Annotated in this window: 26 protein-coding genes and 1 tRNA gene; 7 read left to right on the forward strand and 20 right to left on the reverse strand. The window is 34.1% G+C overall.

The genetic code is table 11. The features are described from left to right. The first annotated feature begins 47 nt into the window (after positions 1–47). Positions 48–1,229 (forward strand): glycosyltransferase family 4 protein, encoded by a 1,182-nt coding sequence (locus tag K5790_RS09635; protein ID WP_297594565.1) that lies wholly within the window; start codon positions 48–50, stop codon positions 1,227–1,229. On the opposite strand, the gene K5790_RS09640 is transcribed toward K5790_RS09635, so the two are convergent. After that, positions 1,207–2,502 (reverse strand): AAA family ATPase, encoded by a 1,296-nt coding sequence (locus K5790_RS09640; RefSeq protein WP_297594566.1) that lies wholly within the window; start codon positions 2,500–2,502, stop codon positions 1,207–1,209. The genes K5790_RS09635 and K5790_RS09640 overlap by 23 nt on opposite strands. A gap of 127 nt (positions 2,503–2,629) precedes the next feature. Here K5790_RS09640 and K5790_RS09645 point away from each other — a divergent pair, with 127 nt between their 5' ends. Then, a complete protein-coding gene (locus tag K5790_RS09645; protein WP_297594567.1) occupies positions 2,630–3,862 on the forward strand; it encodes a hypothetical protein in 1,233 nt (410 codons plus the stop codon). Here K5790_RS09645 and K5790_RS09650 read toward each other — a convergent pair. Genes K5790_RS09650 through K5790_RS09660 form a run of 3 tightly spaced genes read right to left on the reverse strand, consistent with a single transcriptional unit; the run spans position 3,846 to position 6,863 of the window. Continuing rightward, entirely contained in the window at positions 3,846–4,286 is a 441-nt protein-coding gene (locus K5790_RS09650) for a hypothetical protein (protein WP_297594569.1), read from the reverse strand. The genes K5790_RS09645 and K5790_RS09650 overlap by 17 nt on opposite strands. 26 nt (positions 4,287–4,312) lie before the next feature. Then, entirely contained in the window at positions 4,313–5,647 is a 1,335-nt protein-coding gene (locus K5790_RS09655; protein WP_297594571.1) for a ThiF family adenylyltransferase, read from the reverse strand. 1 nt (position 5,648) lies between these two features. Beyond that, positions 5,649–6,863, reverse strand: a complete 1,215-nt coding sequence (locus K5790_RS09660) for a threonine synthase (RefSeq protein ID WP_297594573.1) — start codon at positions 6,861–6,863, stop codon at positions 5,649–5,651. A gap of 217 nt (positions 6,864–7,080) precedes the next feature. Here K5790_RS09660 and K5790_RS09665 point away from each other — a divergent pair, with 217 nt between their 5' ends. Beyond that, positions 7,081–7,665, forward strand: coding sequence for a hypothetical protein (locus tag K5790_RS09665; protein WP_297594575.1), 585 nt, complete (start codon positions 7,081–7,083; stop codon positions 7,663–7,665). Here K5790_RS09665 and hisI read toward each other — a convergent pair whose 3' ends face one another. The 11 genes from hisI to K5790_RS09720 are packed head-to-tail and all read right to left on the reverse strand — an operon-like array spanning position 7,666 to position 17,419. Further along, a complete protein-coding gene (gene hisI / locus K5790_RS09670; protein WP_297594576.1) occupies positions 7,666–7,995 on the reverse strand; it encodes a phosphoribosyl-AMP cyclohydrolase in 330 nt (109 codons plus the stop codon). It abuts the gene before it with no gap. Positions 7,996–8,018: 23 nt separating this feature from the next. Then, entirely contained in the window at positions 8,019–8,822 is an 804-nt protein-coding gene (gene hisF, locus K5790_RS09675; RefSeq protein ID WP_297594578.1) for an imidazole glycerol phosphate synthase subunit HisF, read from the reverse strand. Then, positions 8,819–9,526, reverse strand: a complete 708-nt coding sequence (gene hisA, locus K5790_RS09680; RefSeq protein WP_297594580.1) for a 1-(5-phosphoribosyl)-5-[(5-phosphoribosylamino)methylideneamino]imidazole-4-carboxamide isomerase — start codon at positions 9,524–9,526, stop codon at positions 8,819–8,821. Before hisA ends, hisF begins: the two co-directional genes overlap by 4 nt. Continuing rightward, a complete protein-coding gene (gene hisH / locus K5790_RS09685; protein ID WP_297594582.1) occupies positions 9,523–10,131 on the reverse strand; it encodes an imidazole glycerol phosphate synthase subunit HisH in 609 nt (202 codons plus the stop codon). The genes hisA and hisH overlap by 4 nt, the downstream gene beginning before the upstream one ends. Next, positions 10,131–10,718, reverse strand: coding sequence for an imidazoleglycerol-phosphate dehydratase (locus tag K5790_RS09690; protein ID WP_297594765.1), 588 nt, complete (start codon positions 10,716–10,718; stop codon positions 10,131–10,133). Before K5790_RS09690 ends, hisH begins: the two co-directional genes overlap by 1 nt. 26 nt (positions 10,719–10,744) lie before the next feature. Next, positions 10,745–11,719 (reverse strand): HAD family hydrolase, encoded by a 975-nt coding sequence (locus tag K5790_RS09695; RefSeq protein WP_297594584.1) that lies wholly within the window; start codon positions 11,717–11,719, stop codon positions 10,745–10,747. Beyond that, positions 11,716–12,786 carry a histidinol-phosphate transaminase gene (hisC, locus tag K5790_RS09700; protein WP_297594586.1) on the reverse strand — a complete coding sequence of 357 codons (1,071 nt, stop codon included), beginning with the start codon at positions 12,784–12,786 and terminating at the stop codon, positions 11,716–11,718. Before hisC ends, K5790_RS09695 begins: the two co-directional genes overlap by 4 nt. Beyond that, positions 12,783–14,054, reverse strand: coding sequence for a histidinol dehydrogenase (hisD, locus tag K5790_RS09705; protein ID WP_297594588.1), 1,272 nt, complete (start codon positions 14,052–14,054; stop codon positions 12,783–12,785). Before hisD ends, hisC begins: the two co-directional genes overlap by 4 nt. Continuing rightward, entirely contained in the window at positions 14,054–15,031 is a 978-nt protein-coding gene (gene hisG, locus K5790_RS09710; protein ID WP_297594590.1) for an ATP phosphoribosyltransferase, read from the reverse strand. The genes hisD and hisG overlap by 1 nt, the downstream gene beginning before the upstream one ends. 38 nt (positions 15,032–15,069) lie before the next feature. Next, positions 15,070–16,326, reverse strand: a complete 1,257-nt coding sequence (locus K5790_RS09715) for a hydroxymethylglutaryl-CoA reductase, degradative (RefSeq protein ID WP_297594592.1) — start codon at positions 16,324–16,326, stop codon at positions 15,070–15,072. Position 16,327: 1 nt separating this feature from the next. Continuing rightward, entirely contained in the window at positions 16,328–17,419 is a 1,092-nt protein-coding gene (locus tag K5790_RS09720) for a PQQ-dependent sugar dehydrogenase (protein WP_297594594.1), read from the reverse strand. An 83-nt stretch (positions 17,420–17,502) separates the two neighbouring features. On the opposite strand from K5790_RS09720, the gene K5790_RS09725 reads away from it, so the two are divergent. Continuing rightward, positions 17,503–17,592 (forward strand) — tRNA-Met (locus K5790_RS09725). On the opposite strand, the gene K5790_RS09730 is transcribed toward K5790_RS09725, so the two are convergent. Further along, positions 17,593–18,921 carry a tRNA(Ile)(2)-agmatinylcytidine synthase gene (locus K5790_RS09730; protein WP_297594596.1) on the reverse strand — a complete coding sequence of 443 codons (1,329 nt, stop codon included), beginning with the start codon at positions 18,919–18,921 and terminating at the stop codon, positions 17,593–17,595. An 83-nt stretch (positions 18,922–19,004) separates the two neighbouring features. On the opposite strand from K5790_RS09730, the gene dph2 reads away from it, so the two are divergent. Beyond that, positions 19,005–20,000, forward strand: a complete 996-nt coding sequence (gene dph2, locus K5790_RS09735) for a diphthamide biosynthesis enzyme Dph2 (protein WP_297594598.1) — start codon at positions 19,005–19,007, stop codon at positions 19,998–20,000. Here dph2 and K5790_RS09740 read toward each other — a convergent pair whose 3' ends face one another. Continuing rightward, positions 20,001–20,600 carry a tetratricopeptide repeat protein gene (locus K5790_RS09740; RefSeq protein WP_297594600.1) on the reverse strand — a complete coding sequence of 200 codons (600 nt, stop codon included), beginning with the start codon at positions 20,598–20,600 and terminating at the stop codon, positions 20,001–20,003. A 6-nt stretch (positions 20,601–20,606) separates the two neighbouring features. After that, complete coding sequence (locus K5790_RS09745) at positions 20,607–21,683, reverse strand: zinc-binding dehydrogenase (RefSeq protein WP_297594602.1); 1,077 nt, start codon at positions 21,681–21,683, stop codon at positions 20,607–20,609. A gap of 87 nt (positions 21,684–21,770) precedes the next feature. On the opposite strand from K5790_RS09745, the gene K5790_RS09750 reads away from it, so the two are divergent. Continuing rightward, a complete protein-coding gene (locus tag K5790_RS09750; RefSeq protein WP_297594604.1) occupies positions 21,771–22,322 on the forward strand; it encodes an exosome complex RNA-binding protein Csl4 in 552 nt (183 codons plus the stop codon). A 2-nt stretch (positions 22,323–22,324) separates the two neighbouring features. Then, positions 22,325–23,140 carry a prephenate dehydratase gene (gene pheA, locus K5790_RS09755; RefSeq protein WP_297594606.1) on the forward strand — a complete coding sequence of 272 codons (816 nt, stop codon included), beginning with the start codon at positions 22,325–22,327 and terminating at the stop codon, positions 23,138–23,140. Here the strand turns inward: pheA and K5790_RS09760 are convergent. Together K5790_RS09760 and guaB are read right to left on the reverse strand one after the other, a co-directional pair. Beyond that, a complete protein-coding gene (locus tag K5790_RS09760) occupies positions 23,137–23,619 on the reverse strand; it encodes a hypothetical protein (protein WP_297594608.1) in 483 nt (160 codons plus the stop codon). The genes pheA and K5790_RS09760 overlap by 4 nt on opposite strands. Positions 23,620–23,654: 35 nt before the next feature. Next, positions 23,655–25,085 carry an IMP dehydrogenase gene (gene guaB / locus K5790_RS09765; RefSeq protein WP_297594610.1) on the reverse strand — a complete coding sequence of 477 codons (1,431 nt, stop codon included), beginning with the start codon at positions 25,083–25,085 and terminating at the stop codon, positions 23,655–23,657. Between the last annotated feature and the right edge of the window lie 33 nt (positions 25,086–25,118).

Below are 25,118 nucleotides of genomic sequence, written 5' to 3' on the forward strand. Positions count from 1 at the left end.
TTTGCCATACCGACATGCTCTTATGATTCCAGTCTAAATGCAAAATATTGAATGTTTTACTCCTCTCACAGTTTTATTCTACAACAAAGGGAGGTGGAGAGTATGTATTCAAAACAATTGCAGAGAGCCTAGCAAAAAATAACCACAAAGTATGGGTAATTACAAGTAAAATCAAAGACGAAACATATCAAGAATCCGAGAATGTTAAGATAATCACCATACAACCAGAACTAGCTTACAAAGGAGGACTTCCACCATCATTTACAGACAATATCAAGTACGTCCTAAATTCCTACAAGCAAGGAAGAAAGATCATAAAAAATCATAATATAGACATAATTCATTCAAACAACTTCTCACCAGCCCTTGCAGGCTCCATACTATCATATTTTACCAAAGTGCCTCACATAACTACGATTCATGATATCTTTTCCATTTACGATAAAGAGTTTTGGAAAAAATGGGCAAGCCAATCAAATGTATCTTATACAAACGCTAGACTGATTCCATTCTTTGAAAAACTAATGATGGGATTCAAGATTAGACTCATTCATACAGTTAGTGATGCAACAAAAACAGATATTGAAAAGTTAGGTACAAGAAAACCAATCCATGTAATTCCAAACTGCATAAGAGATGAAGAAGTAATAATTGCCAAACCAAAGAATAATCAATTGGCATATCTTGGAAGACTTGTCTTTTACAAGAACATTGAAGTAATCATTAAAGCATTCAAAATAGTTTCAAAAGAATTTCCTGATGTTATTTTAATAATTGCAGGAGATGGCCCTCACAGATCATCACTGCAAAATCTTGTTGCAAAGTTAGACCTGCAAAACAATATCAAATTTACAGGATATGTAACTGCAGATGAAAAAAAGATTCTCTTAGCAGAATCAAATGCATTGCTATTTCCTAGCACCATAGAAGGCTTTGGTCTTGTAATATTGGAAGCATGGCAGCAAAAAAGACCAGTCATAGCATCAGACATGCCACCAATGTCAGATATCATACAAGATTCCAAGACAGGATTTCTAATTGATCCAAATAATGAAAAACAATGGGCTGAAAAAATTATAGAATTAATCAAAAATCAAAACATCTCAGATGAAATGGGAAATGCAGGTTACCAAGTACTAAAATCAAAATACAATGAGGCGTTATTCTATCAAAATTTAATTAAAATGTATGATAATGTGTTAAAAACTACAGATCAGAAAACATCCTAGAATATTTCCTAAGAGGGCTTGTTCTTGGCAATAGTTTCTCAAGATTTTTTGCCCTATCAAGGCTGATTTTTTTGTTCATCACAGATGCAAACCATTCTGAATCAATTGAAGGCCCTACAAGTTCAGGGGACACCTTCAGCTTGTATTCTTTGCCATATCCATTCCTACCACGAGAGTATGCACGAGATGCCAAAAGTCCAGAGTTTTCAAGCTCAACTAGCAAATCAGATACACGTCGATACGATAAAGGATTGTCAGTTTTTGATATAATATGAGTATATTTCTTGTAAATAGAAGATGTTGCACTCCATGACTCTTGGTTAATTATTGCAAGAGAGCAGATAGCAGCTGCCACGCACCTCAAGTGGTGTGGTGCGGAACTTACAATCTCATCAACTCTGTCTTTTTGTAGATTCCTTTGAGCAGAGTCAACATCGTCTTTTGTAATTTTTCCATTACAAATTTCACCTGCAGTTCTAAGCAAGTCAAGTGCACGTCTTGCATCTCCATGGTCAGAGGAAGATAGAGAAGAACAGTATTCCAGCACATCTTTTGGAACAGATACCCTAAAGGCCTTTTTTGCGCGGTCTTGCAAAATAGCTAGAATGTCTGATTTAGAATAGGGCAAAAACGAGACATCAGCAGATCCCATTCTGGATTTTACTCTGTCATCAAGATCATATCCTTGCAGCATATTGTTTGATATTGTAACAATACATATCCAAAATCCATTCTCGCGTAGATTCTCCTCCATCTGTAACAGCTTGTATACAAAATCAGATGGATTACTGCGAGTGTCAGAAAACACTACATCATACTCATCTAATACTAATACAAAATATTTTTTTCTTTCATGTTTCATGATTTTTTCAATTTGTGATTGCATGCAATCAACTGCCTTGTTCAAGCCCTGTGCACTTGACAATAACTCTTCGCCAAGATTTCCTAGAATCATATTGGCACAGCCAAAGACAGTCTTTGCTTTTCGTAGATTTACAAATCTAAATGAGATTAAATCCAATAAATTCTCACATACAAATTTTACAACAGTAGACTTGCCAGAACCACTTCGTCCATAAACAGATACAAGTGGAACTACAAAACCATCCCTGAGACTTAGTATGTTGTTTAGCAGTTTCTCAGTTTCTGCCTCTCGTCCTATAATTTTAGAGGGCAATATCATAGAGTCAAGATATCTCTTTTTTGCAAATACAGAGTTTTTCTGTTCTATCTTTTTTCTAATATCTGCGATCTTTTTCTTTGATAGTTCCACTGGCAACGCATGTAAGTAATGTATTCATTGAAATTATTTATTGTGAATCCAAAAAAAATGACCCAAAGTAAGCTGCAAATTCATCACCGTTCAGATTTTATTCATGTATGAGAACCAAAATCTAGGCATGGCAAAGAAACAGAGTGCCAAAAAGATGGATTCAGGCACAAAAAGAACCGTTATTCCATGGATTGTGTTTGTTTTCTCAACAAGTGTAGTTCTAATCAGCTTTGTATCAGTGATATTTCCTGCTTTAATTTTAGCATCAGATACTGTTCAAATTCCAGGAATTCAACCAGTAACACCAGATCCTTTTGAGACGGGTATCTGGTCTGGCGGTGTAATCATCACAAGCATCATTATTTTTGGACTGGCATTTCTCCACCACAAAAAAAAGATTACACCACTATCCAAACTATTTGAGAGAATATTCTCTTTTGAGATATCAAAAAAAGTATCTGTAATTGCTTTAGCAATCTTATTGATAATCTACATTGCAGCAACAGCAGGTGAATTATCATCACAAGAGCAATTTGAGGACTATATCGGAGTCAAAGAGAGACTAGATACTTGGTCAATTGATACCATATCATCATTTGAGCCACATGTCAGATATGCTCTCCTATCTGCATCAATGGAGATTTTTGGAAACTATAAGGTAGCAGCATTTCTAGCAAGCATTGCACTACTAATTACAACATACATAATTACAACAAAAATTACAAACAAAAGATTTGCAGGAATTGTATCTACAATAATTTTACTGCAGAGCTCAGTCTTTCTGACATATGATACATCAGTCTCTTACACAAACTTTTGGATTTTATTTTATCTAATATCATTGTACACAGTATACAAGTTCTGGCCGCTATCACCAGTATCATATCTTCTATCCATTCCGTCAAAGGCGCTAACGGTAGCATTTCTGCCAATGTCAATCTACTTTATTTTGAGAAGTCAAATATCAAAAAGACAAAAAATTATTCTATCAGGGATAACTGCTGGAATGATTCTAGTTGGTGCAATTGCAGCTACTGGAAGTCTATCCCCAACCCAAGGAACAGAGGAATCATTTGATGCAAAAGAGTTCCAGATGGGATGGACATCATTTGCATACCAGTTAAGATCAGACGGTCTGGTAATGCTGTTTATCATTCCACTAGTGGTAGGACTATTCATTGTATCAAGAAATGGAGTAAGGCATGGGGAATCATTAATGGTATTAATCTCAGGTATGCTACTAATTGCACCAATAGTTACAGGCTTTACAACACAGACAAACCAGCCATACAGATTTGTGCCTTTAGTGGTATTCTTTGCAATAGGTGTTGGAGTATTGCTATCTAAGCGACAGGCCTGACAAAGGTCCACATTGATTCCAAAGTATCACCAGGTACAGTAGTATAGCCGTCATGTGCAAATCTAGCAAGAACGGTTGGCTTGTCATCAATCACATCAGATAAAATGGTACTTGCAACTAATTGTTCAGAATCAAAAGAGTAGGATTGTATTCTACGAATTACTTGAAATTGCTCTCCATTAATGGTAATTACTGGATCGTTTCCACGAGATGCCTCAAAGTCCAAAAATGATTCTAGTGCAGGCAGGTTCAGATCAGAGAATTTCGTGGACTCTAGGTATACAACAAGTATTCCATCGGAGTTTCTAATGGTAGTTTGAACAAAAATAAAGATATCATCACCAAGTTCAGTCTGAGTGACACCAAAGGAATTACTCAACGGAAATAGCAATAACACAAATGAAAACAGAATTATCTTATTCATAAAATAATTTAGAAATATCTAGATAATTAATTTGCTGGTTTTGAGATTCCAAGCAGTTCATTGTACAATGATACTGCCTCTTTTTCATCTTTTGGCCCGACAATAACTGCAGATCCTCTCTTCATAAAACTGACTGACACATCGTTTGTTCGAAGTGACAATCCTAGTGAGCCCTGATTATCAACTAGAAACCCTTTCTGCTTTGCAATGTTGGTAACGGTATCCACATCAACATCAAATGTACTAGTTGGAGTTATTGAGAATGTTCTCTTTCCACGGTTACGTCCACATAACTCCTCTAGGATTAGTTCCTCTTTTACAACTTGTTGTGCTTTACCTGCTCCGCATACAGGACACTCTTCTGCTCTAAATGTTCTAGTTGTCGTAAAGTCAAGATTCTCAATATCAATGTGCAGTATTTTATCAGACAGACTGGGTTTTTTTCCCATTACAACTTTGACTGCTTCTGCAACCTCTATGCCTCCAACTATAGACAGTATGGATGGATGAACGCCTTCAAGGCTGCATGTAGGCATGGTATCCTCGTTTAGATCAGGAAACATGCAAAAGTAGCATGCACTCTCTTTTGGCAGAATGGTAAATACCTGACCTGATACTCCAACTGCAGCGCCAGTTACAAATGGAATTCCAAAATTTACACAGGCTTTATTCAGTGCATATCTTGCATTGACACTATCTAGTGCATCAACTACAACATCACATCCTTCAACGACTTCAAGTGCGGTATATTCATTAACAGAAACAGCTAGTGCTTCTATTTTACAATCAGGATTTAGTTTTTGCAGCTTCTTGGCAGCAACTTCAACCTTAACTTGTCCAACATCATCCTCATCAAACATCGTCTGCCTGTGCAAGTTTGATAGTTCTATGACATCTCTGTCAACTATACGTAATGTTCCAACACCCATTGCAGCTAGTCTTGTAGTTATTGGATTACCTAGACCACCAGTTCCAACCACACAAATTTTAGCATTCTTTAGTTTTAGCTGACCGCCATATCCAATCTCTTCAAGCATCACTTGTCGTGAATACCTGTCAAGTTCTTTTTTTGATAATTCATCAGAACCTCCTGCAACTGCAGGCAAGATATACACCTCATCACCATCATTTAGTGCAGTCTCCATGCCACCAGAGAATTTTGCATTCTTGCCATTAATGTAAATATTAATCAAAGATCGAGGAGTGCCATCACCTTCCAAAACTCGTCGTTTAAAGTCATCACCCATTACATCAGATATCTTTGCAAATGCGTCTTGTAAAGAGTTTGCAGTAATTGGCGTCTTTTTCTCACCTCCACCAGAATTTAGAACTGATGGAATTGTAAATGTAATATTTGCCATTCTAACTTACTTCCGCCGATATTTCCGAAACATCTGCCTTCATAACATCAGGCTTTTTGAGTACTTCCATTATTGATTCAGTTGCCTTTAGGCCGTTTCCTGTAACATAACATACTACCTTGTCATTTTTGTCAATTTTTCCCTGTTCCACCATCTTTTGCAGTACAGATACAGACACGCCTCCTGCAGGCTCGGTAAAGATTCCTTCTGTCTGAGCCAATAACAATATCGCATCAAGGATCTCTTTGTTGTTGCATTCTTCGGCAAATCCATTGTACTGTGCCAATCTCTTCAAGACATATCTGCCATCTCCAGGATCACCTATTGCAAGACTTTTGGCTACAGTATCAGGATTCTCAACAGGAATTACTTCTTTGGAGTTTTTCTTAAATGCATCAACTATTGGTGCGCATCCATGTGGTTGTGCTGCAATCATGTGCATGTTACTTATATCACCTAACAATGAAACAGTTTCTAGCTCCTCAAATCCCTTGCAAATAGCATTAAGCATTGCACCACTACCAACAGGAACTATTAGTTGATCAGGTACCTGCCATCCAAGCTGCTCTGCAACTTCAAATGAAAATGTTTTAGATCCTTCTACATAGTGTGAGCGCATGTTAATGTTGACTATACCAATTCCTTTTGAATCACCAATCTGTGCTGCAATTCTATTTGCATCATCATATGTTCCATCAACTGCGATATAGTTTGCACCATATGATAGTGCCTGTGCAATCTTTGCCATCTCAATGTTGCTTGGTGCAAACACATGACATGGAAATCCGCCTTTTGCAGCATGTGCAGCAGTTGCTGATGCCAAATTGCCAGTTGATGCACAACCAACAGCTGATAATCCAAACTCTTTTGCCTTTGATACTGCAACACCTGCAGGTCTGTCTTTAAATGAGAATGTAGGGTTTACAGAATCGTTTTTTATGTAGAGATTATTTAGTCCTAGTTTTTTGCCAAGATTTTCAGCTTTGGTCAATGGTGTCATTCCTGCATCAATACTTACAATGTTTGATTTACTCTCTATTGGAAGTAGTTCAAAATATCTCCAGTACGAATGCTCACGGTTAGAAAAAGCATCCTTGTTTATTGCAGGAAAATCATATTTGACATCCAGTGGACCAAAGCACTCATCGCAGATATACTTGAAGGTATCATCATAGTCTTTTTTGCATTCTCTGCATTGCAGTGAGGTTCTAGCCAAGATCAATCATTCCTGTTAAATTATACATAAAAAATCCTAATATCAAGTTAAGTGTCACTTAACTTTAAGCATTAAAAAATATAATGAATGTTATTGCATATATTACAAAAATCACATAGCAGTGTATGTTTTTTTGGAAAAATAGAGAAAAATACAGATTTTTGTTAATTTTTCATTTATGAGCAAGGTTTTTAGTGATTTTTGAAAAACAAATTGCATGAAAAAAGGCGTAATTGTAGGTATTACAGCAGGTATAGGAATTTTTGCAGTGATTTTAGCTATAGCAATATCAATTATGGAGGAATCAGATGTGTATGAAGTTGAAGACACATTAGATAGAGAAGTATCTCCAGACGAAGAGATTACGCCAGAAATTCAAGAAAAACTTGATGAGATTGAAAAAACTAACTTGGAAGAAGAATACTCGCCAAAACCAAGAGACTGGATCACATCAGGACCATTCCAAATTGATCGTAGTGAATATGTTCTTGGTGAAAAAATATTTTTAGTTATTGGAGGGTTAAGTTCTCAGGAGAAAGGGCAGGTAGCATTTCTAAGACCACTCAATGATACGTACTATTCTGTTTACCAGACAATTCCGTTTGATGGTGCAAAGAAAAATGCATTCAATTATTACATTGAACCTAAACTTTCAAAAACAAGTAAAATATGCTCAATAGATGACATTGTAGGTGAATGGACAGTTGTGTTTAGAGGAACAGATTATGAAAATTTGAAATTCAAAATTACAGATGAGATTCTTCCAGGGGAAGAAGAAGATTATCAAGTGCCTGTTTGTTAGTTATTTTTCCAAAGTATTGTGAAAGCAGACTTTCTCACCCAAATGGCAAGCAGGACCGGATGGTTCTACAAGATAAATTACTGCATCAGAATCACAATCAACTAAGATCTCTTTGATTTTTTGAGTGTTGCCAGACTCTTCTCCTTTCATCCAAAGTTTGTTTCGTGAACGACTCCAAAACCAAGAGTTTCCAGTCTTTTTTGCAAGATCTAAAGATTCCTTGTTTGAATATGCAAGAGTCAGAACATCTTTTGTGTTTGCATCTTGAACTATCACTGGTACTAGACCACCACTTTTCTCAAAATCTATATCATCAATGGTTTTGTTCATTTTATTTATTTACCAATCATATATTATAATCTTACAGGAATTTTTTGTTCTTTAAGATAGGATTTTACGCTTTGAACACCATGTGTTGCATAGTGAAAAATGGATGCAGCCAATGCGGCATCAACATTAGATTTCCTAAAGATATCCACGATATGCTCAGGCTTTCCGCATCCACCTGATGCAATTACAGGAATAGAAACAGATTCCACAATTGCTTTTGTAAGTAAAACATCATAGCCATCTTTTGTGCCATCTTTGTCAATGCTGGTAAGCAAAATTTCTCCTGCTCCCAGTTTTTCAGCTTTTTTAGCCCATGCTATGGCATCCATACCAGTTCCCTCTTTGCCACCATAAATGAAAACCTCAAACCAGAACTGTTTTTCACCATCATAGAATACATTGACATCTGCTTTGAGTTCATAGTTTCTTTTAGCATCAATGGCAACTACAACACATTGCCTTCCAAATAATTCCATAAATTCTGTAATTATTTTAGGATTTTTTATTGCGCCAGTATTGATTCCAACTTTATCAGCTCCGTTCAGTAGAATATTTCTTGCATCATCTAATGATTTAACTCCACCACCAACGGTAAATGGAATATCAATTACAGATGCAACTTTTCGTACTAATTCTTTTATGGTTTTTCTTTGCTCATCTGATGCAGTAATATCTAAAAACACTAATTCATCTGCACCTTCTTTACTATATTTTGCAGCCAATTCAACAGGATCTCCTGCATCTTTGATTGATTCAAAATGTAATCCTTTTACAACTCGTCCATTTTTAACATCAAGACAGGGAATAATTCGTTTTGTTAAGGTCATGATATTGATTTTGCTCCCTCAATAGTAATTTTATTTTCATATAGTGCTTTGCCCAAAATCACTCCAAATGCTTTTTTGTCTTTAACATCTTTTACATCATCAATATTTGAAATTCCACCACTAGCAATGATATTAGCATTTTGTAAATTGCAAGCTTGTTCTAGATATACTAAATCAGGTCCTTGCATTGTCCCATCACGATTTACATTTGTGAGTAAAAATTCAGTAAATCCCATTTCAAGGAATTCTTTTACAGATTCAATTAACTTAATTCCAGTTGTGTCTTGCCATCCATGAATTAGAATTTCACCGTCTTTGTGATCAACTGAAATAACAATTTTTTCAGAACCTAATGATAAAAGTAGCTTCTTCAATAGTTCTTTGTCTTTAAAGGCCAATGTTCCAATAACTATTCTACTTGAAATTTTTGCAACATCTAGAATTAAAGATTCATTCCTAAGACCACCAGCAATCTCTACCGGAATTGAAATCTCTTTGAGAATCTCTTTTATTATCTCAAGATTAGAACCAATTCCCAGTGTTGCATCCAAATCAACAACATGAAGCATATCAGCACCTTTTTCTTCCCATTTTTTTGCTATCTCTATGGGATTATCACTGTAAATGGTTTTTTGTTTTGGATCACCCTTGTAGAGTCTAACTACTTGTCCACTCATTAGATCAATTGCAGGAATTATTTTCATCGTTTACACACATCAAGAAAATTATTGATCATTATTTTTCCAACACTGCCTGATTTTTCTGGATGAAATTGAGTTCCAATAAAATTATTTTGTTCAACAACTGCTGGAACTTTAATTCCATAATCAGATTCAGCAGTAATTACATCATTTGAAGATGGTTTTACTCTATAGGAATGAACAAAATAAACCCAGGAACCATTCTTCACGCCCTCTAAAATTTTTCCTGTTTTTTTTATCTCAAGATCATTCCATCCCATGTGAGGAACTTTAAGAGTAGGCGGTAAAACAATCACTTCCCCATCAATTACATTTAATCCCTTTTCTTTTCCTTCCTCACTTTTCTCAAAGAACATCTCCATTCCAAGGCAAATTCCCAAGACTGGAGTGGTATCTTTAACAAATTCTTTGAAATCTGTTTTGGATGTTTTTGTTATACTTTTAATGGCAGGATCAAAATTACCAACCCCAGGCAATAATAACCCTGAATACTCATTAGGTCTGTTAAAATCCGAAATTACATCTATGGTTGCCCCTGCTTTTTCTAGAGAATTCTTCAAGCTGAAAATATTTCCAGCACCATAATCAAAAATTGCTAGTTTGACCATTACATAGAACCTTTAGTACTAGGAATTCCTTTTTGTTTTTTATCTAATGAGGAGGCATTTCTAAAAGCTACTGCAAGTGACTTTATCGCAGATTCTACTTTGTGGTGATCATTATCCCCATACTTTACAGTAAGGTGTACACAGCAATTCAAATTTTGAAGTAACGATTGAAAAAAGTGTTCTAGATCTTCTTTAGATATTCCTTCTATCTTGCTTCGTTTAACTGATAAAGTTAGTTTCCAAAATGGACGTTTTACCAAATCAATTGATGCTTCAGCTAATGACTCATCCATTGGAACTGCAGCATAGCTAAATCTAGTAATTCCACTTCTATTACTTAGTGCTTTATCAACTGCCTGACCAATTGTTATCGCAGTATCCTCAATTAGATGGTGTTCTATACCATCATTTGATTTGGCATTTACCTTAAGATCCATCATACTATGCTTTCCAAACGAGACAATTAGGTGATCAAGAAAATTAATTCCAGTTTTGATGGATGTTTTTCCTGTTCCATCAATATTTACAGACACCTGAACACTAGTTTCCTTTGTTACTCGATTAATTGATGCCTTTCTTGGTTTCATTTTACTCACAGATTATGTAATGTGTCCTATTCTAAATTTAATACCTTTGGAAGAAGATTGATAGAATCAAGTATCAAAATTGCCCCATTGCGCTCAAATAATTCAAGTTTTTCATGAGGATTTTTGCTTGTGCCTATAATTCCACAAAATATGGTTTTGCATCCTTGCTCGGTTGCTTTTTTTGCCATGATAAAATCCTCCATAGAATCACCAACATAAAGACAAGATTTGCTAGTCATGCCTTTAATAGAATCAACGAGTGGTTTTGGATTAGGTTTTGCAAGTTCTCTTGATTCATCCTCTAAAAATACAGAATTATTCAAATCAAAATTTTTCAATAATGCCCCTAAAGAATATCTGACAGATTCTTTTCCTCTTCCAGTAACCATAGAAATATTAGAATTAAATTTTTTATCTAGTTGTTGCAGTAATAATTCATTTAAAATTACTTTATCATTATCGATTAATCCTGATTGTGTAAAATTTGATTGTGATTTGAATAATTTTTCATATAATTTAGGACCATAGAAAAGTTGATCAAATATTTTGTATAGAGGATTATCATGATGGGCACCAGGATAAGATAGTTTATTTTTTATTTCAGAAATGTCTACTTTGCTTTGAATGAATTTTTCAACAGATACAATTCCAGTCGAATCAGAATTTTTTATTACATCCCATATGAAAGCGGTTTGATCCTGATTCAATTTTTTTGATGCAACTAAGGAGATAATTGCTGCATACGTAAGATCAACTTCATCATTAAATCCACCTGTTGATTTGAATCCTTCAATAATTTTAAAATCTACATCTATTGCATCATTAATTTTTGCAATATTTTCTAAGACGTACTGAGTAGTCTGAATTATTGCAAGATCATATGATTTTGTAATATCTATTAAAACTCCATCACAATCAAAAATTATTGAATCAACATCATCAATCATACTAATTTTAGAATCATCTACGTAGATTCCTTCAGATTTTTTTTCTAAAGTCATCCCAATAAATCACGAATAGCAAGTAAAAATTTTGAGTTCATTTCTTTAGTTCCAATTGTAACTCTAAGACATCCATTGTTTTTTCCAATTTTCCCCAAATTTCTAATTGAAATCCCTTGCTCTGCAAGAGCAGCATAGATTCGTTTGTAGGAACCATGGGCATCAAATAATACAAAATTAGCCTTGGAATCAAAGACATCAAAGCCATCATATTTTTTGAGATTTTCAATTATTCTTTTACGCTCTATTTTAATTTGTTTTACTGAATCCATCATAGATTTTGATTTTTGTAAAGCTAAAATTCCTGATTCAATGGTAATGGTACTTAGCGGATATGGGTATTGTAGTACATTCATGAAAACATTTGTGAATTTTTTATTTGCGATAAAATATCCTAGTCTAAGACCTGCCAAGCCAAATGATTTTGATAGTGTCTGTACTACAATCAAGTTTTCTTGAGTTTTAACCATGTTTGCAAGCGAAAAATCACTAAATTCTCCATATGCCTCATCAATTATTACAAGACCGTTAAATGATTTTACAAGTTTTTGTAACTCATTTTTGGGAAATTGAAATCCTGTTGGGTTATTTGGTGAATCAAGATATAAAATATCAGCATTACTTGATTCTTTTTCAAAATCTTTGATGTTTAATTTCATATCACTTGAAAATGGAATTGCTATTAGTGGAATAGAGTATAATTTACAGCGTTCTTCAAAGAAGCCAAATGTAGGATTAGATGTTAATATTTTGGTATCCTTTGATGCAAAATTGGATAAAATTAAATCTAAAATCTGATCAGAGCCATTTCCAACTCCAATCATGGATGTGGGAATTTTTGTGAATTTTGATATCACCTGTATTAATCTCTCAACTCCACCAAGTGGGTATTCTCTCACATCAGAATTTTTTCTAGCTGATGCAATAACATCATTTTGGAATTGCTTTGGTATTACATAATTCTCATTTGAATCAAGTTTTACAGCATCCTGAATTAGTTCTGGTTTTTGATATCCACCAATTGAAGAAAATTTATCTATTTTTTCATCAAACCAATTTTTTTTCATTTTAATCTACCTCTTACTGCCTCAAAGTGATTTGGGAGTCCTTCTGCATTTGCCAACACTTTGAGATATTTTGAAATCTTTGACATTGATGACTTTGATGCGGAAATCTCAGATTTTATTTTAATAAAATCAAATACGGATAACGAGCCACGTGTTTTGCCAAATCCGCCTGTTGGAAGGATGTGATTTGAGCCTAGAATATAGTCACTAGCTGATGATGGAGTATTTTCTCCAAGTAAAATTAATCCTGATGAATTAATCTTTGATGAAATTGTGGTGGATTTCTTTGTCATTATTTGTAAATGTTCAGGTGCTAAAATATTTGCAAGTTTGATCATATCAGATTTTGTTTTACAAATAGCAATAAATCCATTATTTTTTAAACTGGATTTAACAATATCATTTCTCTTTATTTTTAAAATAAGTTTTGAGAGATTATCATTTACAGATTTTGCAAGTTTTTCTGATGTTGTAATTAAATAACAAAAAGTGTCTTTGCTGTGCTCTGCTTGAGAAATAAGATCCAATGCAACAAATTTGGGATTCGCAGAATCATCTCCAATTATTCCTAATTCAGTAGGGCCTGCAAGCATATCAATTGATGTTTGATCACTTGATAAAAATTTGGCAGCAGTTACAAATGCTCCACCAGGTCCTACAATTTTATCAACTTTTTTAATAGATTTTGTTCCATTAGATAATGCTGCAATTGATTGAACACCACCTGTTTTGTAAATTTCATTAGCACCGCAAATATCAGCAGCTACAATTGTCAGTGGATCTATTTTTCCATCAGAATTAGGAGGGGATACAACTACAATTCTCTTTACACCTGCAACTTTTGCCGGTACAACAGACATGATGACAGAGCTTGGATATTTTGCCAATCCGCCCGGAATATAACAGCCTACACTCTGAATGGGAATAAATTTTTTTGAGATTTTTATTCCATAATTGACTATTGTTTTATTTGTTAGAATTGATTTAAGAGTAGATTCAGTCTTTTCGAGTTTAGCTTTTGCTATACGTAATGCTGTAATTTCAGATTTTGATATCTTTGAGTATGCATTTTTTATTTCTGCTTTTGATAGTTGTAATGATGAAATATTTGCACCACTGAATTTTTTTTCATATTTTCGAATTGCAGCATCTCCATTTTTTTGAACATCCTTGATAATGGATTCGACTAATTTTTTGTTTTTTTGAGGCTGTTTTGGGATGGCTTTGGCTGCAAATGTTTCAGGATTATTTACTTTGGTAATTCTCATCAATTCTCTTCGTCACGCTTAATCTCCTCAAGTTCAAGTATTTGACGTGGTTCATGAACTACTAGTCCCTGAGCAATCTTTCTTAGTTTAGGAATAAGTTTGTGGAATTCATCTTTTTTTATGACTGTATTTACTCCAAACCATCCTTGCTCACTTAGTGGACTGATTGTAGGTTTTTTCAGAGAAGGCATCTGCACTAGAAGTTTCTTTAGGTTCTTTTCTTCAACGTTAAGATAGATGTGCAAATATTTTCTACCATGTACTGCACCTCTCATCAGAGTTACAATATCAAAGATTTTCTCACGCTTTTTGGGATCCTTTAATGATTTTTTATTTGCAATAAGATGTGCTGTAGATGTTAGAACCTCATCTACAATTTTCAATTTATTTTGTTTAAGAGTGGTTCCAGTTTCTGTTACATCCATTATGGCATCAACATCTTCAGGGGGTTTTGCCTCAGTTGCACCAAAAGATAAATGAATTTGAACATCTTTGTTAGTTCCTAATCTAACCCAAGGAGTAACAATTAATGGATCTTTTGATCCATAGTATTTTTTGTAAGACTTTGATTCCTTAATGAATTTGGAAGCAGTTGTAAGATATTCAGATGATATTCGAAGTGTCTTTTTCTTTTTTCCATAATCTGCAATCATTGCATCCAAATTTTTGTAGTTATATTTGTCTGGAAAAGCTACAACCAATCTTATTTTACCATATTCTAAATCTAAAATTGGCTCAACATCAGAATTAGTCTCTCCAACCCAATCTTTTCCTGTAATTCCAACATCATACAATCCTTCTGCCACCATTGTTGGAATCTCTTGTGGACGGAGCATCTTTACAATAATTTTTGGATCATCAAGATACACACGATAAGTTCTATCTTTTCGGTTAACCTTAGTCCAAGATTTTTCCAATAGTTTGAAAGTAGCCGCTTCTAAACTTCCTTTAGGAATAGCAAATTTTACATCAGACATTTGCAATTTTTTCACTTTTTAGGTATATAATAGCATGTTTAAATTTGCTCAAGTAATTCTTTAGCTCTATCAAGTGAAATTTTCTTTTCTTCAATCATTTTTTGAACAATTTCATCTATCTGTTCAGGTGTAGCTCCTGCAGCTGCTGCAATATTTCTTGCATGCAGACGCATGTGACCTTTTTGAATACCTTCAGTAGATAGAGCTCTTATTGCACTGTAATTTTGTGCTAATCCAGTTGCAGTAAGCACACATGCTAGTTCTTGAGCAGTCGATACTCCTAAAATTTTGGAGCAGACTTTGGCTACAGGATGAACATTAGCAATTCCTCCAACTATGCCTACTGAAAGAGGAATTTCCAAAACACCAACCAAATTTCCTTGATCGTCTTTACTCCATTTGCTAAGTGAGTGATATTTGCCGGATTTTGCAGCATATGCATTTGCAGCAGCTTCGATAGCCCTACTATCCTGACCTACTGCATTTGCAGCAGCTATGACTCCATTCATTATTCCTTTGTTATGAGTAACTGCTCTGTACACGTCATTATCTGCAAACTCAAAGGCCAAGATAATATTGTCAACTACTTTTTCTCCTCCAACTGCTTCTTTATCAAAAACTGCCTTTGCTTTTGCAATTCTTTGTGTAGAATAATTTGATAATATTCTAAGCAGAGTTTTTCCACCAGTGATTTTTTCAATTAATGGAGATACTGCTTCACACATTGTATTAGTAACATTAGCACCCATTGCATCTCCCACATCAATTAATAATTCAACAATCAGCATTCTACCTCTAGGAGTATCAATTTCTTTACAAAAGACTTCTTTAGCCCCTTTATTCATTTTTGATAAAGTATTACTTTTTGAATTTGCAAGTGTTAGAATATCTATTATTGAATCATTGATTTTTTTAATTGCTAATGGGACATCTACATCTAATACTTGGATTTGACCAATACTGTAAGATTCATCTGCAGAAGCTTCAAATCCTCCTTTAATTCTTGCAACTTTTGCTCCCTTTGAAGCTGCAGCAATAACAGATGGTTCTTCAATTACCATTGGAATGATGTAGTCCTTTCCATTAATCTTAAAATTTGTTGCAATTCCCAAAGGAAGTGAGAAAGTCCCAATAGCATTTTCTACCATTTTATCAGCATTTTCAAATGTTATACCACCGTTTGGATTTTGAAGAGTTTCTATTTCATCAGGTGTTAGATTTGCAAAATTGGCCACAATATCTAATCTTTCTTTTCTGGATTTTTCAAATAGTTTTGAGATTGAAGAGTCGGGCATTTTATTTTATTATCCTCAATAGTTTATCATCCATACTATCTGGAAAACCTTTTCCATCAGTATTTGAAGTAATAAGATAAAGACTTCCATCAGGACCTTGCACTACATCTCGTACTCTACCTATTCCACTTAGAATTGATTTTTGGGAACTGAGTCCTTCTTCAAAATCAACTTGGTATAGATTAGCTGCCCTCATAGAGGCCATGATAAATGGAGATTCAAAATCAAGTTTATCTCCTGAATAAAATAAAATCCCACCTGGCTCTATACTTGGATCATAACAAAGAATTGCATCAATGTAATCTTCTCCTCCTGAGCATTCTTGTTCAGGCCAGCCATAATTTTTTCCAGCTTGAACAATATTTATTTCGTCATTTTTTTCTGGACCAAATTCTGCAACATACATTTTACCATCACTATCCCAAGTTATCCCTTGTGGATTTCTAAATCCCAATGAAAATACTGGTGAATTTGAAAAAGGATTGTCAATTGGAATAGAACCATCATCATTAATTCTTAAAATTTTTCCAGATAAAGAATTAAGATCTTGGGGAAGATGAGATGCATCTGATACAGTTCCAGTTCCAATGTATAATTTTCCATCAGGTCCAAATTTTATAAATCCACCATTTGTAAAAGAAGAACCCGGAATCTTATCAAGAATTGTTTTGGCATCTTGTAATTTATTTTCTTTTTCAGTTATTTGTAAAATCTTATTCCACAGATTGCCATCTTCTTCATATGTCAAAAATACATAGATATAATGATTATTTGAAAAATCTGGATGAAGTGCAATCCCTAGCAAGCCACCATCAAAAACATTTGCAGAACGAAATACAGCAAGAGGCGATTCTAAAAGAGTGTTATCTTGAATTACTCTAATTGAACCATCTTTTTCTGTAACAAAGATTCTATCATCAGATACTGCAATTGATCGAGGCTTGTCAAGATTAGTTGCCAGAATATTAACTGAATCACTTTCAGTGTTTGAATTTGGTTTAGGTAATGGAATAGGATCTGATGGAGATGTTAGAACAAATACTGAAAATGTTATAGCTACTACAATTACAATAATTTGGATTTTTTTATCCACAAGGTGTCAAGTTTTTCAAATCCTATTAATTACTTTCAAGAATTTGATAAAGCGTATATACGGAAGGGTATCATTTGTGTATCAGCGGGGTGGGGAAGCCAGACTATTTAGGGCTAGGTCATCCCGGCGGGCTCATAACCCGCAGTTCAGTAGTTCAAATCTACTCCCCGCTACTAGTTTCCATATACATAAAACCAAGAATGAGATTTTTTGAATTTTGATTTTTTATTATTTATTCCCATTCTCTGCATGGGTCTTGTAAGGTGTCTATGAGCGGAGATCATTGGAATGTAAAGTTTCTTTTGAATTTTTCTGGGAATTTCAATGGTTTGTTTTTTTGTTGATTTTTTACCACAGCGAACACATTGAAATCCTTGATTTACACCTTCAGATTTCATATTTTTATTACATTTTTTACATAGAGGATTTTTCAAAGTTAGATTTTTTTCTAAATGAATAACTTTTATGAATTCAAGATTAATGATTCGAGGATAATTTTTTGATGCTTTTCTTACTCCACCCCCTGCAGAGATTTTATCACCTGGAATCAATTGTATTGCAACGTTTGTCATCCCTGTAGGTTTGTAAACTGCACACCAGAATTCATTATTTTTTGAAAGTATTTTAAAAAATACATGACCCCCTTTTGCAATTCTTGGTTTGTTTGAAACAATTCCAATAATTTTTCCTGATGCATAAGGTTTCATTTTATCAGCAGTTAATTCATTTTTTAAATGATCACCAGTTCCTTGATTTGATTTGAAGATCATATATCCATCTAATTTTTCTTTTGTTTTGATAATTTTAGTTGCAGAAATTAATGAAGAAATATTTTCACCCCTAATCCCATAAAAAACAGGATCAGGACCATGAGGGGTAATCAAAACTCTCCCCTTCTTTGTATCAAAACTATTGTATGTATAAGGATACGTTTTTTCTTGCATATTTTTTACACTTTCTGTGGAAATCTTTCTCTCCTTACCAAACTTTAGTTTTTTTCGATAGCTCAAAAGCTCTAATGTGTGATCTTTAAAATCATATCCTATTGCTCCAATAGCTCCAACTAATCCTTGACCATTTCCTTGATAAAAAAATTCCATATTATTTTTTTTTGCAAAAGTTTTTGCATTTTTTCTGTTAATTAATTGCCACAAAGCTAAATTGCTAAATTTTTTTATTTCATCTGGAATTGAATCACTTTCAAAAAAAACCAAACCTGGATTTGCACCATTTTTAATATCAGAGTATTTTGAAATTAGATTTTTAATTAGATTTTTTATCTTTGTTGGGTCATTTGTCTTAACTTTAAGGGAAACTGCTCCATTTCCCCTTGTTTTCCAAGGAATATTTGGATTAAATCTAATCAATCTTGGAAAATCAAGGAATTCAGTTTTTTGTTTTTGGAGCATGTCAACTACTTTGTATGCAAGAAACGTTGTACACATACCCTTAGGTGAATCTGTATCATCAAATCCAATATTGAGAATGGTTTGATTATCCATAATTTACTTGGATAAATCCATCATTTTTAGTTGTTGTAAGGTTCAGTTGATTTAAATTAATAAAGTCTGATTCCAAGCTCAAATTGATAATTATAGATGAGGACAGAATTTTCAAAGAAATTGAGGATAAAAAACCTGCATCGGTTTCACTAAATGGTCCTGATGGAATTTTACCACAAGTTCAAGAAACTGCGATAAATATTTCAAAAAGATTTGGAATTCCTGCCTATGTTTTAGCAGATACCACATGGGGAACATGTGATTTGAATTCAAATGGTTCTAAAGTTCTTGGAGCTGAAATTCAATTCAATATTGGACATACGATTAACACAGAGTCACTTGAAAAAAATCTTGTTTTAATTGATGCATTTGATGATGTAGAGTTTGATAGTGTTGCAAAAAAATGCACAGATATTCTAAGAGGCAAAACAATTTCACTTGTAACAGATAGCCAGCACTTGCATCAAGTTGACAAAGTTGAAAAAATTTTATCTGAAAATGGGATTACTGTAAAGATCGGAAAGGGTAAAGGACAGTTAAATGATGGACAGGTTTTCGGATGTGAATTTTATCCAGCAACTGAGTTAAAAAAAGAAGTAGATGCGTACGTCTTTTTAGGACAGAGTAATTTTCATGCAGCTGGAATTGCATTATCAACAAATTTACCAACATATGTTTTAGATCCTTACTTTAATGAAGTAAGAGAAGTAACAGAATTTGCTCAGAAATTAAAAAAGAAGGCAACTCTTGCAATTTACAAGGCAGCAGATGCAAAAACATTTGGAGTAATTGTTGGACTCAAAGAAGGTCAATTATCCAAAGTCTTTGCTCTAAAAATTAAAAGAGAGTTAGAAAAAGAGGGAAAACAAGTTCAATTATTTGCATTAACTGATATTACAAATGAAAGATTAAGAAATCTCAAAGGAATTGATGCTTTTATTCAAGTTGCATGCCCAAGAATTTCAACAGATAACCAATTTGATAAACCAGTATTATCTACTCCTCAGGCAAATGCACTATTGAAAATTTTACGAAATGAGAGTATTGAAGGCTATTTAGAAATTCCTCATTGGTTATAATCAAGATACTAGTTCTTGAAATCTATGATTTGTAGCTAATTTTTCAAATGTTTTAGATTTTTTTGCCTTAATTTTGTATTGAGCTCCTTGAGTAATGGCATGCTCTAGATTATCAAGGGATTCATCTATTTTGGATAACATGATTAAACTGCAAGACTTGTCATACAATACATCACCATTGTCTGGATAATCATCTAAAATAAAATTACAACAAGCAATTGACTCTTCATAATTTTTCATTGAAAACAATATTCGCTCTTTATGATAGAGTAAAATATTGTATTTTGGGTTAGATGCTAAAAGTTGTTCACATATATCTAGTGCTTCTTTGAAATTACCTTGTTTTCTCAGTGATGAAATTTTATTAATTAAAACAGAGAGATCGTCAGGTGAAATTTTAAGGGCTTCATCATAACATGCTATTGCAGATGAATAATCCTTGAGTTTACTTAGAGCATATCCCTTGTTGTTAAGTGAGCTAATATTTTTTGGATTCTCATTTAGAATTTTATCATAATATGTAATTGCGTCTTTGTATTGTCCTTGAAGAAATAATCTATTTGCTTCATCTAGAATCGAATTTATTTTTGGATCAGTCATTAGTAATCATAATTCTGGTTTCATCAAAATTTTACCAAAAAGTCCTTTACCTGTTAGCATTTTTTTATGTGCCTCAACAGCCCTTTCAAGTGGAAAAACAGAATTGATGATAGATTTTATTTTTCCTTGAGACATCCAATAGAGACCTTGTTCTAGTTCTGCTCGGGTCCCTTGAGTTGAGCCTAAAATATTGATTCCTTTAAAGAAAATATGGCGTAGATCAGTCTTTGCATCATATCCAGTTGTAGCCCCAGTTGTAACAATTGTTCCACCGTAATTTAGCAATGTTAATTCTTTGTTCCAGTGGGAGCCACCAATATGCTCAAAAATTACATCAACTCCACGAACATCACCATATTGTTTAGGAATTTGCTTTGCAATTGATCGTACTTCTTTGTGCCAATTTTCTTTTCTATGATCCACTGCATAATCTGCACCTAATTCTAATAATTGATCTAGTTTATCAGGACTGGCAGTTGCAATCACTGTACATCCAAAAAGTTTTGCTATTTGGATTCCATAGTTACCAACACCAGAACTTCCTCCCATTATTAGTACCACTTGTCCAGGTTGAATTTTTGCTCTACCAACTAACATATGCCATGATGTCAATAGTGTCATAGAAGCAGCAGCTGCATCATCAAATGAAACATTCTCAGGAATTTTTACAACATTAACTTCAGGAAGATGTGTGTATTCACAATAACCACCCCATAGAGGTCCTGTTTCAAATCCCCAGATTGTTCTTTTTTTGCAATCATATTCTCGTCCACTAGTACATGCCTTACAAACCCTACAAGACATGTTACCATGCGATACCACTCTATCTCCAACTTTGATATTTTTAACATCACTGCCAACTGCGGTTACTTCACCTGCAGCATCTGTTCCAGATATGTGAGGTAATGGAACAGCTAAGGGTTTACCTCTCATTCCCCAAATATCATCATAGTTTAGTGCTGCAGTTTTTACTTTGAAAACTACTTCATTAGATTTTGGTTTAGGAATTGGGATGTCTTTAATTTTTAATATTTTTGCAAAATCATCATATGATGTATATTCTTCATAAACTAGTGCCTTCATGATTTTTTTCAATATTTTCCAGATATATGATTTGTCTAGTTACTCATTACCACAAACAATTATAATCATAACTACGAAAATCCACTTATGTCTGAAAATTACGTATTTCCTGGTGAAAAAATAGCATCAATTGAAGAATATGAGGCTGGATTCAACACCTTTGATGATGGAGATATGGTCAGAGCAGCAACCGTGGGTGAAAAAGATATCGATAAAGAAAATAGAACTGCCAGCATAAAGCATCCAAAAATGCTTTCTATACCAAAGGTGGGTGATATAATTATTGGTACAGTAGCTGCAGTAATGTCATCAATGATAGCAGTATCAATTGATTACATCAATGGAAAGCCAACTACTTCAAAAGTTGAATGTGTATGCTCAACAAGAAATTTAAGAATAAGAAATGTTGCACTAACAAATGATATAGTTACACTAAAAATTATTAGTCATCTTAATGGAACAATTCATGCAGCAATTAACGAACCAAATTTAGGAGTTTTATTTACAAAATGTAGAAAATGTGGGGGCAAAGTTGTTCCAATGAGAGACGCCATTAAATGTACAGAATGTGCATGGATTGATGAGAGAAAACTTTCATCAAACTTTGGCAATGGTGATTTTGTGAATCTGAGAGAGTAAAAATGATCAATGTTTCGTTCCAAGGTGAACGAGGGGCATATAGTGAAGCAGCGGCAAGATCATTTTTTAAAGAAGAAATCCAAACTATTCCCTTTGTTTCCTTTGCAGATGTATTAGATAGCACTACTAAAGACAATACAGAATACTCGATATTGCCTGTAGAGAATTCTATTGAAGGAAGTGTTGGTGAAAGCTATGACTTGCTTTATTCAACATCACTTTATGCAACAGGAGAAGTTTATCATAGAATAGAGCATTGTCTAATTGGGATTGGCAAGATAGAAGATGTAGATACTGTGTATTCACATCCACAAGCATTAGGTCAATGCAGAAAATTCATAGAAGCGCACAATCTCAAAACAATTCCATCGTATGATACTGCTGGAAGTGTAAAAATTGTTAAAGAGTTAAACAAGAAAAATTGTGCCTGTATTGCCAGTAAAGCAGCATCAAAAATCAATGACGTACCCATAATTGCTGAGAATATTGCAAATAACCTCAATAACTACACTAGATTTCTGATTTTATCTAAAAAAGAAACAGATGAGACAGGAAATGACAAGACGTCAATAATCTTTTCAATAAAGCACGAACCAGGATCATTATACAGAATTATTGATCACTTTCACAAAAATAATGTCAATCTAACAAAGATTGAATCAAGACCAACCAAGTCAAACACATGGGAGTATAATTTCTATGTTGATTTTGAAGGACATCAGAAAAACTCTAAGATTTCAGAGATGCTTGAGAATATCAAAAAAGAGACATTATTCATGAAAGTGCTAGGATCGTATCGTTCAGATAAATTAAGCTAGAATCCTTTAGGTTTTCGTATAGTAAAACCCATACTAAATCCAATAATTATCATTCCAGAGATAATCACTATAAAGTGATATGAAAATAGAATCGGATCAGTTGTTACATTGAGTGTTGCCTCAACAGTCATATCGGTAGAACCTAGATTTTGTAGTTGAATTTTGGTAACACCATCTTTTAGATGAACCCAATTTAGTGTCACTTCTTTTTCATGAGTAACAAAAGAATCACCTTCTTTTGGAATTTGTAATCCTGTTCCAGGACTAGATAATTTTAGATTAAATTTTTCGCCAGTAATTTTCATTTGTTGTACAGCCCCATCAGATGCTGAAATTTGATAAGAGGTTGACTCCCCAACACCAAATGTTTCATTTACATTTACAGTTTGCAAACCAATTGACGTAATTAGAGAGTATCCACCAATTGCAATAATGGCACTCCCTACAATCAGTCCTATTATGGTTCGTTTAGTTAACACAAACTAGTGACTCTAGATACTGCTTAAAAAATTATCTACATCAAAGAGACATCATGGGGCTGACTTTCTGCAAATCCTGCTCTTGACATTTTGATAAATTCAGCATTTTCTTGCATTTGAGGAATGGAATGAGCTCCACAATAACTAAGACCAGAACGTACTCCACCAGTTAGCTGTTTGAGAATATCGGTAACTGTTCCTTTGTAGGGAACCATGGCCTCAACTCCTTCTGCAACATAATCATTAAGGTCATCATCAAGGGATATCGTTCCTGTCTCTTTTGATTTTCTTCCAATAGATGCAGCAAGTGATGCCATTCCGCGATAAACTTTGAAACGCTTTCCATTCTTTGTTAAAACAGTACCAGGTGATTCATCTGTTCCTCCAAGCATACTTCCAACCATTACTGATGATGCACCTGCAGCAAGTGCCTTAGTAGCATCACCTGAAGTTCTAGTGCCACCATCAGAGATAATTGGTACTCCATGGTCTTTTCCAACTTTTGCACAATCCATAACGGCAGTTAATTGTGGAACTCCTGAACCAGTGATAACTCTAGTAATACAAATTGAACCTGAGCCAACTCCAACTTTAACAGCATCAACTCCAGCTTTGATTAAATCTTCAGCTCCCTGTGCCGTTGCAATATTTCCTGCAATTAATTCACAATCAGGGAATGCTTTTTTGATATTTCTAATTGTGCTTAGTGCATTTTCGCTATGTCCATGAGCAATATCTACAACTAGTACATCAGCTCCTGCTTCTAAAAGAGATTCACTTCTTTCTAAAAAGTCACCCTTTACTCCTACAGCAGCTCCAACTAGTGGTCTTCCTTTTTTATCTTTTGAGGCATTGGGAAAATCTGCATTATTTGTAATATCTTTACTTGTAATCAGTCCTTTGATTACTCCAGAATCATCTACAATTGGTAATTTTTCAATTCTGTGTTTGTGCAAAATCTCTTTTGCTTCATCTAAGGTAACCCCAGGTTTTGCAGTTACAACATCTTTAGTCATTACTTCATTAATCAGTGATTTAGAGTTTGCAAAAAGTAGGTCTCGCTCAGTCACAATTCCAACTAGCTTAGAATCAGAGTCAATTACTAGTAATCCAGAGATTTCTTTATCCTCAGCATAATCTAATGCATATTGTACAGATTTATCAGAAGAAATTGAATATGGGTTCTCTATCATCACGCTACCTGAACGTTTTACTTTAAGAACCTCGTTTGCCTGCTCTTGGATAGTCAAGAATCGGTGAATAATCCCTATTCCTCCAAATCGAGCCATTGCTACTGCCATTGAAGATTCGGTAACAGTATCCATATTTGCACTAACAAAAGGAATGTTAATTGAGATATTTCTTGATAATTTGGTAGTAAGATCGGTTTGACTTCTACTTGTAATATCAGAATATTTGGGTACAAGAAGAACATCGTCAAAAGTTAATCCTTCTTTGAATTCCAATGAAACCTTGTTAAGAAAGTAAAATATTGATTA

The organism is Nitrosopumilus sp. (assembly GCF_025698945.1).
Taxonomy (GTDB): Archaea; Thermoproteota; Nitrososphaeria; order Nitrososphaerales; family Nitrosopumilaceae; genus Nitrosopumilus.

Coding starts and splice junctions, on each gene's coding strand:
- K5790_RS09645 (WP_297594567.1), top strand. CDS start 2,630: ATGGCAAAGAAACAGAGTGCCAAAAAGATGGATTCAGGCACAAAAAGA.
- K5790_RS09650 (WP_297594569.1), bottom strand. CDS start 4,286: ATGAATAAGATAATTCTGTTTTCATTTGTGTTATTGCTATTTCCGTTG.
- K5790_RS09655 (WP_297594571.1), bottom strand. CDS start 5,647: ATGGCAAATATTACATTTACAATTCCATCAGTTCTAAATTCTGGTGGA.
- K5790_RS09665 (WP_297594575.1), top strand. CDS start 7,081: ATGAAAAAAGGCGTAATTGTAGGTATTACAGCAGGTATAGGAATTTTT.
- hisI (WP_297594576.1), bottom strand. CDS start 7,995: ATGAACAAAACCATTGATGATATAGATTTTGAGAAAAGTGGTGGTCTA.
- hisF (WP_297594578.1), bottom strand. CDS start 8,822: ATGACCTTAACAAAACGAATTATTCCCTGTCTTGATGTTAAAAATGGA.
- hisA (WP_297594580.1), bottom strand. CDS start 9,526: ATGAAAATAATTCCTGCAATTGATCTAATGAGTGGACAAGTAGTTAGA.
- hisH (WP_297594582.1), bottom strand. CDS start 10,131: ATGGTCAAACTAGCAATTTTTGATTATGGTGCTGGAAATATTTTCAGC.
- K5790_RS09690 (WP_297594765.1), bottom strand. CDS start 10,718: ATGAAACCAAGAAAGGCATCAATTAATCGAGTAACAAAGGAAACTAGT.
- K5790_RS09695 (WP_297594584.1), bottom strand. CDS start 11,719: ATGACTTTAGAAAAAAAATCTGAAGGAATCTACGTAGATGATTCTAAA.
- hisC (WP_297594586.1), bottom strand. CDS start 12,786: ATGAAAAAAAATTGGTTTGATGAAAAAATAGATAAATTTTCTTCAATT.
- hisD (WP_297594588.1), bottom strand. CDS start 14,054: ATGAGAATTACCAAAGTAAATAATCCTGAAACATTTGCAGCCAAAGCC.
- hisG (WP_297594590.1), bottom strand. CDS start 15,031: ATGTCTGATGTAAAATTTGCTATTCCTAAAGGAAGTTTAGAAGCGGCT.
- K5790_RS09715 (WP_297594592.1), bottom strand. CDS start 16,326: ATGCCCGACTCTTCAATCTCAAAACTATTTGAAAAATCCAGAAAAGAA.
- K5790_RS09730 (WP_297594596.1), bottom strand. CDS start 18,921: ATGGATAATCAAACCATTCTCAATATTGGATTTGATGATACAGATTCA.
- K5790_RS09740 (WP_297594600.1), bottom strand. CDS start 20,600: ATGACTGATCCAAAAATAAATTCGATTCTAGATGAAGCAAATAGATTA.
- K5790_RS09745 (WP_297594602.1), bottom strand. CDS start 21,683: ATGAAGGCACTAGTTTATGAAGAATATACATCATATGATGATTTTGCA.
- K5790_RS09750 (WP_297594604.1), top strand. CDS start 21,771: ATGTCTGAAAATTACGTATTTCCTGGTGAAAAAATAGCATCAATTGAA.
- pheA (WP_297594606.1), top strand. CDS start 22,325: ATGATCAATGTTTCGTTCCAAGGTGAACGAGGGGCATATAGTGAAGCA.